The organism is Nocardia thraciensis (assembly GCF_054782435.1).
In genome coordinates this window covers 168,704-182,418 of record NZ_BAAGSM010000026.1, presented here as the reverse complement: position 1 = coordinate 182,418, position 13,715 = coordinate 168,704, and the positions used below count along the sequence as shown (strand labels likewise).

The 13,715-nt window shown below is 67.8% G+C and carries 12 protein-coding genes and 2 tRNA genes; 6 read left to right on the top strand and 8 right to left on the bottom strand.

What is annotated here, in order from left to right; all coding sequences use genetic code 11:
- Positions 1–29 precede the first annotated feature (29 nt).
- Positions 30–1,025, bottom strand: a complete 996-nt coding sequence (locus ACYVLQ_RS17070; protein ID WP_460698459.1) for an NAD(P)H-dependent glycerol-3-phosphate dehydrogenase — start codon at positions 1,023–1,025, stop codon at positions 30–32.
- Positions 1,026–1,180: 155 nt separating this feature from the next.
- Between ACYVLQ_RS17070 and cofC the strand changes: the two genes are divergently transcribed.
- From cofC to ACYVLQ_RS17055, 3 genes are all read left to right on the top strand, one after another.
- Complete coding sequence (gene cofC, locus ACYVLQ_RS17065) at positions 1,181–1,933, top strand: 2-phospho-L-lactate guanylyltransferase (protein ID WP_460698458.1); 753 nt, start codon at positions 1,181–1,183, stop codon at positions 1,931–1,933.
- 158 nt (positions 1,934–2,091) lie between these two features.
- Positions 2,092–4,263 (top strand): RNA degradosome polyphosphate kinase, encoded by a 2,172-nt coding sequence (locus tag ACYVLQ_RS17060; protein WP_460698457.1) that lies wholly within the window; start codon positions 2,092–2,094, stop codon positions 4,261–4,263.
- On the top strand, positions 4,260–5,267 hold the full coding sequence (locus ACYVLQ_RS17055; protein ID WP_460698456.1) for an NUDIX hydrolase: 1,008 nt from the start codon (positions 4,260–4,262) through the stop codon (positions 5,265–5,267). Before ACYVLQ_RS17060 ends, ACYVLQ_RS17055 begins: the two co-directional genes overlap by 4 nt.
- Before the next feature lie 107 nt (positions 5,268–5,374).
- On the opposite strand, the gene ACYVLQ_RS17050 is transcribed toward ACYVLQ_RS17055, so the two are convergent.
- The 3 genes from ACYVLQ_RS17050 to leuC all read right to left on the bottom strand — a co-directional run bounded on the left by ACYVLQ_RS17050 (position 5,375) and on the right by leuC (position 8,291).
- Complete coding sequence (locus ACYVLQ_RS17050) at positions 5,375–6,031, bottom strand: HU family DNA-binding protein (protein WP_068013769.1); 657 nt, start codon at positions 6,029–6,031, stop codon at positions 5,375–5,377.
- A gap of 156 nt (positions 6,032–6,187) precedes the next feature.
- Positions 6,188–6,796, bottom strand: a complete 609-nt coding sequence (gene leuD, locus ACYVLQ_RS17045) for a 3-isopropylmalate dehydratase small subunit (protein WP_460698455.1) — start codon at positions 6,794–6,796, stop codon at positions 6,188–6,190.
- A gap of 70 nt (positions 6,797–6,866) precedes the next feature.
- On the bottom strand, positions 6,867–8,291 hold the full coding sequence (leuC, locus tag ACYVLQ_RS17040) for a 3-isopropylmalate dehydratase large subunit (protein WP_460698454.1): 1,425 nt from the start codon (positions 8,289–8,291) through the stop codon (positions 6,867–6,869).
- A gap of 96 nt (positions 8,292–8,387) precedes the next feature.
- Here leuC and ACYVLQ_RS17035 point away from each other — a divergent pair, with 96 nt between their 5' ends.
- Both ACYVLQ_RS17035 and ACYVLQ_RS17030 read left to right on the top strand, forming a co-directional pair.
- Positions 8,388–9,089 (top strand): IclR family transcriptional regulator, encoded by a 702-nt coding sequence (locus tag ACYVLQ_RS17035; RefSeq protein ID WP_460698453.1) that lies wholly within the window; start codon positions 8,388–8,390, stop codon positions 9,087–9,089.
- 85 nt (positions 9,090–9,174) lie between these two features.
- Positions 9,175–9,675, top strand: coding sequence for a pyridoxamine 5'-phosphate oxidase family protein (locus ACYVLQ_RS17030; RefSeq protein ID WP_460698452.1), 501 nt, complete (start codon positions 9,175–9,177; stop codon positions 9,673–9,675).
- A 41-nt stretch (positions 9,676–9,716) separates the two neighbouring features.
- Here the strand turns inward: ACYVLQ_RS17030 and ACYVLQ_RS17025 are convergent.
- From ACYVLQ_RS17025 to ACYVLQ_RS17010, 4 genes are all read right to left on the bottom strand, one after another.
- Positions 9,717–9,789: transfer RNA gene (locus ACYVLQ_RS17025), tRNA-Glu, on the bottom strand.
- 127 nt (positions 9,790–9,916) lie between these two features.
- A tRNA-Gln gene (locus ACYVLQ_RS17020) sits at positions 9,917–9,988 on the bottom strand.
- 144 nt (positions 9,989–10,132) lie between these two features.
- Positions 10,133–11,593, bottom strand: coding sequence for a glutamate--tRNA ligase (gene gltX / locus ACYVLQ_RS17015; protein WP_460698451.1), 1,461 nt, complete (start codon positions 11,591–11,593; stop codon positions 10,133–10,135).
- 14 nt (positions 11,594–11,607) lie between these two features.
- The gene (locus tag ACYVLQ_RS17010; protein WP_460698450.1) at positions 11,608–12,381 is read right to left on the bottom strand and encodes a fumarylacetoacetate hydrolase family protein; all 774 of its coding nucleotides are present in this window, start codon (positions 12,379–12,381) and stop codon (positions 11,608–11,610) included.
- 135 nt (positions 12,382–12,516) lie between these two features.
- Here ACYVLQ_RS17010 and ACYVLQ_RS17005 point away from each other — a divergent pair, with 135 nt between their 5' ends.
- Complete coding sequence (locus tag ACYVLQ_RS17005; RefSeq protein ID WP_460698449.1) at positions 12,517–13,713, top strand: MFS transporter; 1,197 nt, start codon at positions 12,517–12,519, stop codon at positions 13,711–13,713.
- Positions 13,714–13,715 lie beyond the last annotated feature (2 nt).

Here is a 13,715-nt window from a genome sequence, read left to right as displayed (position 1 = left end):
GAACCGTACCCGGGACGGGCGGCGATCAATCATTCCGGCTTCATCCGCCGCCCGAGCAACTGGCCGACTGCCTCGGCCACCGACAGTCCCTCGTGGCAGACCCGGTGCACCGCGGTGGTCAGCGGCATCTCCACCCCTTGACGCTCGGCCAGCGCGCGAATCGAGGTGCACGACTTGACGCCCTCGGCAACCTGCCCGTGCGTGGCCTCCTGCGCCGCCTGCATGGACCCGCCCTCGCCCAGCACATACCCGAACGACCGATTGCGCGACAGCGGCGAGGTGCAGGTCGCCACCAGGTCGCCGATACCGGCCAGCCCGGCCAGCGTGACCGGATTCGCGCCCAGCGCCACCCCCAGCCGGATGATCTCCGCCAGGCCGCGGGTGATGAGACTCGCGATCGAGTTGTCGCCCAGCCCCAAGCCGGCGGCGATACCGCAGGCCAGGGCGATGACGTTCTTGCTGGCGCCGCCGATCTCACAGCCCACGACGTCGGTGTTCGTATACGGGCGGAAGTAGCCGGTGGCGCACGCGTGCTGCACCGCCTCGGCGCGCGCGGCATCGGTGCACGCCACGACGGAGGCGGCGGGCTGCTGCGCGGCGATCTCGCGCGCCAGATTCGGACCCGACAGCACCGCGATGCGGCCGGTCCCGGCGCCGGTCACCGCCGCGATCACCTCGCTCATCCGCAGCAGCGTGCCGGTCTCGATCCCCTTCGCCAGGCTGAGCAGCGTGGCGTCGGCGCCGATCGCGTCCTTCCACACCTCGAGGTTGGCGCGCAGCGATTGCGAGGGGACCGCCAGCACGACCGTGTCCGCGCCGTCGAGCGCCACCCGGAAGTCGTCGGTGGCCGAGATCCCGGGCAGCTCCACATCGGGCAGATAGGACGGATTGCGATGCTCGGCGGCCAGGACCTTGGCCACCTCGGTCCGCCGCGCCCACACCGTGACCTCGGTGCCCGCATCGTTCAACACCTTCGCGAACGCGGTGCCCCACGACCCCGCGCCCATCACTGCCGCCCTAGTCATGACAGCCAATATGCCATCCGCCACACCCCGCCGCCCCGACTACGGAACGAAGCGGAACCCGCCGGGAGGAGATAGCCGAGCGAGACCTCGAGGCGTCGAACACCCCCGCACCGCCGAAGGCGGCAGCATCAAACGCCTCGTGGGACGATTGGCACATGCGTCCGGAAGCAGTGCATGCCGTGATCGCGGTGAAACACCTCGATCGCGCCAAGAGCCGACTCGCCGACCGGTTGCCGACCGGCCAGCGGTCGCGGTTGGTGCTGGCGATGCTGTCGGACACGGTCACCGCCGCGGTGGCGGCGGGCCTGGGCTCGGTGACGGTGGTGACCCCGGACGACGAGGTGGCGGCCGCCGTGCGGGAGCTGGGCGCGGCGGTCCACCCGGATCCGACGGATCTCGCCGGGAGCGCGAACGGTGACCTCGCCCGGCCCGACGACGCCGCCCGCCGACCCACCGACGGGCTCAATGTCGCCCTGACCGCCGCCGCCGCGGCCGTGCGTGAGCACCACGGGCCGGTCGAGTTGCTTGCGCTGCAGGCCGACCTGCCCGCGCTGTGTCCCGGTGAGCTGTCCGACATGCTGGCCTCCGCCCCGCCCGGCCGCGCGATCGTCGCCGATCACGCCGGTCACGGCACCGCCGCCCTGCTGGTGCGCGACGGCCTGGCCCCGCTGGACCCGCTGTTCGGCCCCGACTCGGCCCGCCGCCACATCGCTTCGGGGGCAAAAGATCTGGAGGGCGACTGGCCGGGCCTGCGGCTGGATGTGGACACCGAGGACGACCTGCACCGGGCGTCGGCGCTGGGGGTCGGCCCGGCGACCGCCACGGTGCTGCGCACCATCGGGTGGCCCGAACCTGTTCACCGAAATCTCACACGGAGGTATGCGGCGAATCACATGTGTGCCAGATGATCGCCGGAACGGCGTCGTACATTGTCGAAATCGGCGGTGCCGGACACCGCGCCGCCCGACCGGTAAGGAATGATCGTCATCGTGAGCGAGCTTGCGAGTGAACCATCGGCACAGCGCGCATCGCGCACGGTGACGCCGAACGCTAGCGAGGTGTCACCGTGAGCGATACGGATACAGGGCAGCAGCCACGCCTGCCCGCGGCGCCCCCGGCAGCGACACCGCCGCCCTCCGCCTCCGCGACGCCGCAGTTGCCAGCAGATCGCTACCTTAACCGAGAGCTGAGCTGGCTGGACTTCAACGCCCGAGTGCTGGCCCTGGCCGAGGACACCTCCGAGCCGCTGCTGGAGCGGGCCAAGTTCCTCGCCATCTTCGCGTCCAATCTCGACGAGTTCTACATGGTCCGCGTCGCGGGCCTGAAGCGCCGCGCCGAGGCCGGTCTCTCGGTGCGCTCGGCGGACGGCCTGACGCCCAGCGAGCAGTTGGAGATGATCGCCAAGCGCACGCAGGATCTGGCGGCCCGCCACGCCCGCGTGTTCCTGGACCAGGTGCAGCCCGCGCTGGTGGAGCAGGGCATCGCCATCATCGGCTGGTCGGATCTGGACGACGAAGAGCGACAGCGGCTTTCGGGCTACTTCCAGGATCAGGTTTTCCCGGTGCTCACCCCGCTGGCCGTGGATCCGGCGCACCCGTTCCCCTACATCAGCGGCCTGAGCCTCAATCTCGCTGTGACGGTGAAGGATTCCGAGACCGGCGGTGAGCACTTCGCCCGTGTCAAGGTGCCCGACAATGTCGACCGCTTCGTGCGGGTGCGCCGCTCCGTCCCCGACGCCGCCGCCCCCACCCGGCTCGCGGCGTTCCTGCCGATGGAAGACCTGATCGCCGCGCACCTGGATCAGCTCTTCCCCGGAATGGATGTGGTGGAACAACATTCGTTCCGCATCACCCGCAATGCCGACTTCGAGGTCGACGAGGACCGCGACGAGGATCTGCTGCAGGCACTGGAACGGGAGCTGGCGCGGCGGCGCTTCGGTTCGCCCGTCCGCCTGGAAGTGTCCGACGATATGACCGAGCACATGCTCGATCTGCTGCTGCGCGAGCTCGACGTCGACCCCGGTGACGTGATCCAGGTGCCGGGCCTGCTGGATCTGTCGTGCCTGTGGCAGGCGTACGGCGTGGACCGGCCGCAGCTCAAGGACGCGCCCTACGTCCCGGCCACGCCGTCGGCGTTCGGCGAAAGGGAGACGCCCAGAAACGTTTTCGCGGCCCTGCGCGAGGGCGACGTGCTGGTGCACCACCCGTACGACTCGTTCTCCACCAGCGTGCAGCGCTTCATCGAGCAGGCCGCCGCCGACCCGCAGGTGCTGGCGATCAAGCAGACCCTGTACCGCACCTCCGGCGACTCCCCCATCGTCAACGCGCTCATCGACGCCGCCGAGGCCGGTAAGCAGGTGGTGGCGCTGGTGGAGATCAAGGCCCGCTTCGACGAGCAGGCCAACATCAAATGGGCGCGCCAGCTGGAACAGGCGGGCGTGCACGTGGTCTACGGCCTGATCGGGCTCAAGACGCACTGCAAGACGTGTCTGGTGGTGCGCCGCGAGGGCGCCACCATCCGCCGCTACTGCCACATCGGCACCGGCAACTACAACCCGAAGACCGCGCGGCTCTACGAGGATGTCGGATTGCTCACCGCCGCACCGGAAATCGGCGCCGACCTGACAGACCTGTTCAACTCGCTGACCGGCTACTCGCGCAAGGCGAACTACCGCAATCTGCTGGTGGCCCCGTCCAGCGTGCGGTCGGGCATCGTCGAGCGGATCCGCCGCGAGACCGAGCTCGCGCAGCAGGGCCTGCCCGCCCGGATCCGCTTGAAGGCCAACGCGATCGTCGACGAGCAGATCATCGACGCGCTGTATCGGGCGTCGCAGGCCGGGGTGCCGGTGCAGATCGTGGTGCGCGGCATCTGCGGGCTGCGCCCGGGCGTGCGAGGCATGAGCGAGAACATCGAGGTGCGCTCGATTCTCGGCCGCTTCCTGGAACATTCGCGCGTCCTGCACTTCCAGGCACAGGACGAGTACTGGATCGGCAGCGCCGACATGATGCACCGCAATCTGGACCGGCGGGTGGAGGTCATGGCGCAGGTGAAGGACACCAAGTCGTGCAAGCAATTAGAGGCGGTGTTCGACTCGGCGCTGCATCCTTCGACGCGCTGCTGGGTACTCGAGCCCGACGGCGGCTGGCAGGCCCAGCCCGACCCGGATATCGACCACGACGAACAGGTCCGCGACCACCAGGAGTTCCTCATGCGGCTGCGACGACCGGATCAGCAGTGAATCACGCGACGGCACAGGATTTCGAGGAGACCTCGTTCTCCGACCCCCGCGTGACCGCCAATATTCTCGCCGCCGGCGCGGTGGTGTGGCGCCACGCCCCCGGCACCGGCGTTCTCGAGGTCGCCGTGGTGCACCGCCCGAAATACGACGACTGGTCGCTGCCGAAGGGCAAGCTCGACCCGGGCGAGACCCCGATAGTCGCCGCCGTGCGCGAGGTGGCCGAGGAAACGGGCCTGCGGTGCCGCCTGGGGCGCTATCTCGGACATGTGACCTATCCGGTGACCGGACATCGCAAACTCAAGCGCGTGGACTACTGGGCGGCCGCCGTCACCGCGGGCGAGTTCGAGCCCAATTCGGAAGTGGACCAACTGCGCTGGCATCGCGTCGACCGCGTGATGGATCAGCTGTCGTATCCGATGGATCGCACCATGATCCGCAATTTTCTGCGGCTGCCGCCGGATACGGGCACGCTGCTCGTGGTGCGGCACGCCAAGGCCGGGCGCCGTGGCCGGTTCAAGGGCCCGGACGAGGACCGTCCACTGGAGAAGGCCGGACGGCACCAGGCGGAGACCCTGACTCCGAATCTGCTGGCGTTCGGCGCCACCGAGATCAATTCCGCGCCTCCGGTGCGCTGTGTGGAGACAGTGGCTCCGCTTGCGGACGCGCTCGGCGTCGAGATCGGCCGCGAGCCGCTGCTGTCCGAATCCGGTTATGCCGCAGCACCGGACGCGGCGCTGGACCGTGTGCGCGAGCTCGCTTCCGCCCCGGTCGTGCGCGTGATCTGCAGTCAGGGCAAGGTAATTCCGCCGCTGCTGGAGCGCTGGGCCGAAATCGATGGTGTCGCACTGCCACCCGCCCGTAACCGCAAGGGCACCGTCTGGGTGCTGTCGGTGGCCGACGGTCGGCTGCTGGCCGCCGACCATCTCGATCGCGCTCTGCGGGTGGACGCCCGCTCCCCCGATGCGGCTCCGCAGGGCGCGCTCTCCACCGACGGACGCCGATAGCCCTTACCGCACAAGCGAACCGCGACACGTCCAGGCATGCCGGAATGACGGGTGGTACGAACACGAAGCGGCCCCGGCCGAGGGCCGGGGCCGCTTTCGCGATGCCGTCAGCGACGCGTGGTCCGCTTGGCGGCGGTACGCTTCGCCGCTGTCTTCTTGGCGGGCGCCTTCTTCGCCGCGGTCTTCTTGGCGGTGGCCTTGGCCGCGGTCTTCTTGGCCGTGACCTTCTTGGCCGGAGCCTTCTTGACCGTGGTCTTCTTGGCGGCCGTCTTCTTCGCGGTCGTCTTCTTGGCCGTGGTCTTCTTCGCCGTTGCCTTCTTGGCCGGAGCCTTCTTGGCGGCGGTCTTCTTGGCCGTCGTCTTCTTGGCGGCGGTCTTCTTGGCCGTCGTCTTCTTGGCGGCGGCCTTCTTGGCCGTCTTCTTGGCGGCGCCCGATACCGGCGCTGCCACACCGCGTTTCACGGCCGGACCGGCCGCGGCGATCTTCTGCTTGCCCGCGATGATCGCCTTGAACTGCGCACCCGGACGGAAGGCCGGCACCGAGGTGGGCCGCACCTTGACGGTTTCGCCGGTGCGGGGGTTACGCGCCACCCGCGCCGCACGCTTACGCTGTTCGAACACACCGAATCCGGTGATGGTGACACTCTGACCCTTGTTCACAGCGCGCACGATCGTGTCGACAATCTGCTCGACTGCCGCAGTGGCCGTGCGCCTGTCAGTACCCAACTTTTCGGTCAGAACGTCGATCAGTTCCGCCTTGTTCATTGAATCCTCCGCAGACTAATGGCCCGTCGTCGGACCGACTAGGTACCACGGTAAACCCTCAATGGGCAAGAGTCTATGTGCCACGCCAAATTTCATGTGGCGTGGCACACGCGCAGCAACTGCGATTGGTAGCTCCCAGCTAACACCCAGGACTGTTTACGCCTGCGAAATAGCGTCCGGAATGGTGATGGGTTTCCAAGCTGGCCTTGCCTTTTCGAAGGCGTCGATGGCGTCTTCCTGGCGCAGTGTCAGCCCGATGTCGTCCAGACCTTCGAGCAGGCGCCACCTGGTGTAGTCGTCAATATCGAAGGGCAACACGGTGGTTCCAGCGGTCACCGTGCGCGCCTCGAGATCCACGATCAATTCCAGACCGGGCCGTTCCTCGAGCAACTTCCAGAGCAATTCGACATCATGTTGTGACATCTGGGCCGCGACCAGGCCGCCCTTGCCGGAGTTGCCCCGGAAGATGTCGGCGAAGCGCGGCGAGATCACGACTCGGAAGCCGTAGTCCATGAGCGCCCAAACCGCGTGCTCTCGTGAGGAACCCGTGCCGAAATCCGGACCGGCCACCAGGACAGACCCCCGGTTGAAGGGCTCGGTGTTCAGAATGAACGTCGGATCCGAGCGCCAGGCCGAGAACAGCCCGTCCTCGAATCCCGTTCGTGTGACGCGCTTCAGATAGACGGCGGGGATGATCTGGTCGGTATCGACGTTGGACCGGCGCAGCGGAACGCCGATCCCCTTGTGTACCTTGAACGGTTCCATCGGTTCTCCTGATTTCTAGGAATGAGTTCCGGCTCTCGCCGGGATGACATCGACCCGGCGGACTCCGGGATCAGGACAAATCCGCAGGTGAAGCCAGCGTTCCGCGCACCGCGGTGGCGGCGGCGACGAGCGGCGAAACCAGATGTGTGCGGCCACCTTTGCCCTGCCGCCCCTCGAAGTTGCGATTGGATGTCGAAGCACAGCGCTGACCGGGCGAAAGCTGATCGGGATTCATCCCCAGACACATCGAGCAGCCCGCCTGACGCCATTCCGCGCCGGCGGCGGTGAAAATCTCGCCCAGGCCCTCGGATTCGGCCTGTGCGCGCACCCGCATCGACCCCGGCACGATCAACATCCGCACGCCGTCGGCCACCTTGCGACCGTCCAAAACCCCGGCCACGGCGCGCAGATCCTCGATGCGGCCGTTGGTGCACGAGCCCACGAATACCGTGTCGACCTTGACCTGCCGAAGCGGAGTTCCGGGCTCCAAATCCATGTATCGCAGTGCCTTCTCGGCCGATTCGCGCGCCGATTCGTCGGAGATATCGGCCGGATCAGGCACCGATTCGCCCAGCGGCAGTCCCTGTCCCGGATTGGTGCCCCAGGTGACGAACGGGGTCAGTGTGGACGCGTCGATGTGCACCTCGGCATCGAATTCGGCGTCGTCGTCGGTCTTCAGCGCCTCCCACGCCGCGACGGCCGCATCCCAGTCCGCACCCTGCGGCGCGTGCGGGCGCCCCTTCAGGAAAGCGTAGGTGACCTCGTCGGGGGCTACCATTCCCGCGCGGGCGCCGGCCTCGATGGACATGTTGCACATCGTCATCCGCGCCTCCATGGACATGGCGCGCACGGCCTCGCCGCGGTATTCGAGCACATAGCCCTGGCCGCCGCCGGTGCCGATCTGCGCGATCACGGCCAGGATCACGTCCTTGCTCGTCACGCCGTCCGGCAGTTGTCCGTCGATATTGATCGCCATGGTCTTGAACGGCCGCAGCGACAGCGTCTGCGTGGCCAGCACATGCTCCACCTCGCTGGTCCCGATGCCCATCGCGATCGCGCCGAACGCGCCGTGCGTGGAGGTGTGCGAATCGCCGCACACCACGGTGGTGCCCGGCTGGGTCAGGCCCAGTTGCGGGCCGACCACGTGCACGATGCCCTGCTCGATATCGCCCATCGGGTACAGCCGGACACCGAACTCCTCGCAATTGCGCCGCAGCGTGTCCACCTGGGTGCGGGAAACGGGGTCCGCGATCGGCTTGTCGATGTCGACGGTCGGGACGTTGTGGTCCTCGGTGGCGATGGTGAGATCGGGCCTGCGTACCGGGCGGCCCGCCGCGCGCAGGCCGTCGAAGGCCTGCGGGCTGGTCACCTCGTGCACCAGGTGCAGGTCGATGTAGATGAGATCGGGTTCGCGCGCGTCGCCCTCGCCGGCGCCGTGGACGACGACGTGCTGGTCCCAGACCTTCTCCGCCAGGGTGCGTGGCCGCTCGGCCATCTTCCTCTCGCTTTCACTCGGATCCCGCGCCGTAGTGGGCTGTCGACACGGGGCAGCATTTGCATATCTCAGTATTCGAGACGCTAATATCGTTCTATGAGACAGCATAGCGGTATCGGGGTGCTCGACAAAGCCATGGCGGTGCTCTACGCCGCGGCCGAGCAGCCCTGCGGCCTCAACGACCTGTGCACCCGTACCGGCCTGCCCCGCGCGACCGCGCACCGGCTGGCCGTGGGGCTGGAGGTGCATCGCATGCTCGCACGCGATGCCACCGGGCTGTGGCGCCCGGGCCCGGCCCTGTCCGAGCTGGCCACCACGGCGGAGGATCCGCTGCTGGACGCGGCCGCCACGATCCTGCCGCGGCTGCGCGAGATCACCGGCGAGAGCGTGCAGCTCTACCGCCTCGACGGCCATTCCCGCATCTGCGTCGCCGCACTCGAGCCCGCGCAGGGCCTGCGCGACACCGTGCCCGTCGGCGCTCGGCTCCCGCTCACCGCGGGTTCGGCGGCCAAGGTGCTGCTGGCCTGGTCGGATCTCGAACTGCAGCGCGGCGTGCTGACCGACGCGGTCTTCGGCGACCGCGCGCTCGCCGAGGTGCGCCGCCGCGGCTGGGCACAGAGCGCCGCCGAGCGCGCGGCCGGGGTGGCCAGCGTATCCGCGCCGGTCCGGGATTCGGGCGGTGCCGTGGTCGCCGCGGTATCGGTATCGGGGCCCATCGACCGCATGGGGCGACGACCGGGCGCACGGTGGGCAGCGGACCTGGTCGCGGCAGCCGATGCCCTGCACAAACGCCTCTAGCCCTCTCTTCACCCCGTCATTCCGGCGTGCTTTTGGCCGGAACACACTGTGACCCTCGCCATACGCCGTAAAGTACAGTCGGCGCATGGGAGTTAATCAACGCGCGCAGATCGTGATGTCCGACGCGGAGATCACCGGATTCCTCGAGCACAGCCGCGTCGCCACGCTGGCCACGCTCGGCAAGACGGGCCTGCCGCACCTGACCGCCATGTGGTACGGCCTGGTGGACGGCGAGATCTGGTTCGAGACCAAGCTCAAGTCGCAGAAGGCGGTGAACATCCGCCGCGATCCACGGGTGACGGTGCTGGTGGAGGCCGGGGACACCTACGACCAGCTGCGCGGGCTCTCGATCGAGGGCCGCGCGGAGATCGTCGAGGACCCCGAGGCCCTCTTCAAGGTCGGAATCAGCATCTGGGAGCGCTACACGGGCCCGTACAGCGAGGACCTCCGCCCGATGGTGGAAGCGATGCTCAACAAGCGCGTGGCGATCCGCGTGGCCCCCGACCGCACCCGCAGCTGGGACCACCGCAAACTCGGCCTCCCCGAAATGCCCCTGGGCGGCAGCACCTGGCCCCCGCGGAACTAGGCATGAAAAAACCCTCCAGCTGGTGAGCTGGAGGGTTTCAGTAGCCCCGACGGGATTTGAACCCGCGCTACCGCCTTGAGAGGGCGGCGTCCTAGGCCGCTAGACGACGGGGCCAGAGGAAGTTCTCCGAAAGGAGGTCTCCGCTAGAGGAGGCTCGGCCAGCTTAACCGGCCGGAACCCCGGCGATCAAATCGCCAGGAGGCTGACCGCTCGACCGCGAACCGAGGACCAACACTCTCCGCTGGGGTACCAGGACTCGAACCTAGAATGGCTGAACCAGAATCAGCTGTGTTGCCAATTACACCATACCCCAATGACCTGGGCGTTCAGCCTCTGCCCCGTCGGGCCGAGGCCTCGTTCCGGGCCGAGAGAAAGATTACCAAACCCTGCCCTGAAAACTACAAATCGGCTGTTCAGGGCGGGGTTCGGCGGTCGGATCCGGCTGTGGGGACAGGGCTCAGGAGTCTTCGGCGGCCCGCAGGCGCCGCATGGTCGTCTCCCGCCCCAGCAACTCCAGCGACTCGTACAGCGGCGGGCTGATGTGCGAGCCGGTCACCGCGACCCGCACCGGTGCGAAGGCCTTGCGCGGTTTGAGGCCCAGATCGTCCACCAGCGCCGTTTTGAGCGCATTCTCCAGCGTGGCCGCCGTCCACTCGGAAACATTCTCGAGCGCGGCTATGGCGGCCCGCACCACCGGTGCGGCATCGGCCCCGAGGTTCTTTTGCGCCGCGGCGGGATCGACAGCGAACTCCTGCGACGGCACGAACAGGAACTTCAGCAGATCCCAGGCGTCGCCGAGCACGACGATCCGAGTCTGCACCAACTCGGCCGCCGTTGCGAAAAGGGTCTCGTCCACTTCAGCGCCGATGTGGTTGTGGGCCGTCAGGTACTCGCGCAGCCGGCGAGCGAAATCACCCGGCTCCAGCAAACGAATGTGCTCGGCGTTGATCGCGTCCGCCTTCTTCTGATCGAAGCGGGCCGGATTCGAATTTACTTTCGATATGTCGAACGCCTCGACCATCTCGGTCATCGAGAAGACGTCGCGGTCGTCGGTGAGACTCCAACCGAGCAAAGCCAGGTAATTCAGCAAACCCTCCGGGATGAATCCGCGGTCGCGATGGACGAACAGATTCGACTCCGGATCGCGCTTGGACAACTTCTTGTTGCCCTGCCCCATCACGAAGGGCAGATGTCCGAACTGCGGGGTGAACTCCGCCACACCGATCCGCCGCAATGCCTCATACAACGCAATCTGCCGCGGAGTGGACGACAGGAGATCTTCTCCACGCAACACATGGGTGATCTTCATCAGCGCGTCGTCGAGCGGATTCACCAGCGTGTACAGCGGATCACCGGTCCCCCGGGTGAGCGCGAAATCGGGCACCGACCCCGCCTTGAAGGTGGTCTCGCCGCGTACCAGATCGTGCCATGTGATGTCGTGGGCGGGCATGCGCAGCCGGACCACCGCCGGGCGGCCCTCGGCCTTGTAGGCGGCGATCCGCTCCGCCGTCAGGTCGCGGTCGAAGTTGTCGTAGCCCAGCTTCGGATCGCGTCCGGCCGCGCGATGTCGCGCCTCGACTTCATCTGGGGTGGAGAAGGATTCGTAGGCCTCCCCCGCCTCCAGCAAACGCCGCACCACGTCGAGATGAAGATCTCGCCGCTGCGACTGCCGGTACGGTTCGTAGGGCCCGCCGACCTCCGGCCCCTCGTCCCAGGTGAGCCCCAGCCACCGCAGCGCGTCCAGCAGCGCGCCGTAGGATTCCTCGGAATCGCGTGCGGCATCGGTGTCTTCGACGCGGAACACGAAGGCGCCCCCGTGGTGGCGGGCGTAGGCCCAGTTGAACAGCGCGGTCCGGATCAGGCCGACATGCGGCGTGCCGGTCGGTGACGGGCAGAAACGGACCCGTACGTCAGACATGTTCCTTCTCTCGATCAGCGTTTGGCGGCAACGGGATTGGTGAGGGTGCCGATGCCCTCGACCGTCACGGAGACGGATTGCCCATCCCGCATCGGTCCCACACCTTCCGGTGTGCCGGTGAGGATTACGTCACCCGGCAGCAGCGTCATCACCGTGGTGACCCATTCGATCAGCTTCGGAATATCGTGCAGCAGAAGCGAAGTCCGGCTGCGCTGGCGGACCTCGCCGTCCAGCTCGGTGGTGATCTCCAGATCGGCCGGGTCCAGCGCGGTCTCGATCCAGGGCCCCAGCGGGCAGAAGGTGTCGTAGCCCTTGCCGCGGGTCCACTGGCCGTCGTGACGCTGTTGATCGCGGGCGGTCACGTCGTTGGCCGCGGTGTAGCCCAGGATCACGTCCCGGGCCCGGGCGGCGGGCACGTCCTTGCAGGGGCGGCCGATCACGACGGCCAGCTCGCCCTCGTAGTCGACCTGAGACGAATTGGGTGGCAGCACAATTGGCACATTGGGCCCGACGATGGCGGTATTCGGCTTGAGGAAGATCACCGGATCCTCCGGCGCCTCGCCGCCCATCTCCTGCGCGTGCGCGGCGTAGTTCTTGCCGACGCACACCACCTTGCTGGCGAGGATCGGGGCCAGCAGCCGCACATCGGGCAGCGGCCAGCCGCGGCCGGTGAACGTGGGGGTGCCGAACGGGTGTTCGGCGATTTCCCGGGCCACTTCGCCGGAGCTCGATTCCTCGATGCTGACGAACGCGACTCCATCGGGACTGGCAACTCGACCTAGGCGCATGGCTCGACAGTCTATCCACCTGGTGGTATACGCCCGACCGGGTGGTCTGCGCCGAGGGCCGGAGCGCTGGGTGTACCGTGACGGTAGTTCACAGAGTAAGACCTAGTTCCCAATATATGAGATCGAGGTGAGGATGTGTCCACCGTGACTCCCGTGCACGCCACCCGCCGGTGGGTCATGCTCGCCCTCGGAGTCTTCGCGCAGAGCTCGAGCGCGGTCATCGTGCACGGCACGCCGTTCCTGCTGCCCGCCCTGACCGACCACGGAATGCCTTTGGCGACAGCGGGTCTGCTGGTCGCGATGCCGACGGTCGGCCTGGTGTGCACGCTGATCGCGTGGGGCTACGCGGTGGACCGGATCGGCGAGCGCGCCGTCCTGGTGGCGGGCCCGCTGGTGATGGTCGCGGCGGGTGCGGCCGCCGCGTTCGTCACCGACTACGTTCTGCTGGGCGTGCTGTTGTTCCTGGCGGGATTGGGCGCGGGCTCCACCAACGGCGCCAGCGGCCGGGTGATCGTCGGGTGGTTCCCGCCGGATCAGCGCGGGCTGGCCATGGGCATCCGGCAGTCCGCACAGCCGCTCGGGGTGGGGATCGCCGCGCTGACGATCCCGATCATCGCTGCGACGCACGGGTTTTCCACCGCGATTCTCGTTCCCGCGGTGATGGCGGGACTGGCCGCCGTCGGGTGCGGCATCGGAATCATCGATCCACCGCGTCCCGCGGTATCGGCCGACTCCCGCCCGGCCAATCCGTATCGCGGGGACCGCACACTGTGGCGAATCCACGGGGTCTCGGTGCTGCTGGTGATCCCGCAGGCCACGGTATGGACCTTCGCGCTGCTGTGGCTGCACCGCGATGTCGGGCTGTCCCCGGCGGTGGCCGGGGCGCTGGTTACCGGCACCCAGATACTGGGCGCCGCGGGCCGTATCGGCGCGGGCTTCTGGTCGGACCGGGTCGGCAGCCGCTTGCGGCCACTGCGCACGGTGGCCGTCGCGGCCGCGATCTCGATGTGCGCCTTGGCCATTGCCTCCTGGCTGCACTGGTGGTGGGCCGCGATACTCATCCTGATCGCCGCCTCGGTCATCACCGTCGCCGACAACGGCCTGGCCTTCACCGCCGTCGCGGAGATCGCCGGACCCTATTGGAGCGGACGAGGTCTGGGCATCCAGAACACCGGCCAGAACCTGGCCTCCGCCGCCGTCGCTCCGGCCTTCGGCGCCCTGATCACCGCCTCCGGCTTCCCCTCGATCTATCTGGCAGCCGCCGTAATCGCCACCGCCGCAATCCCCTTGGTCCCCCTCGCTTCCCCCAAGGTTGAGCCCTCAACCCTTTGACA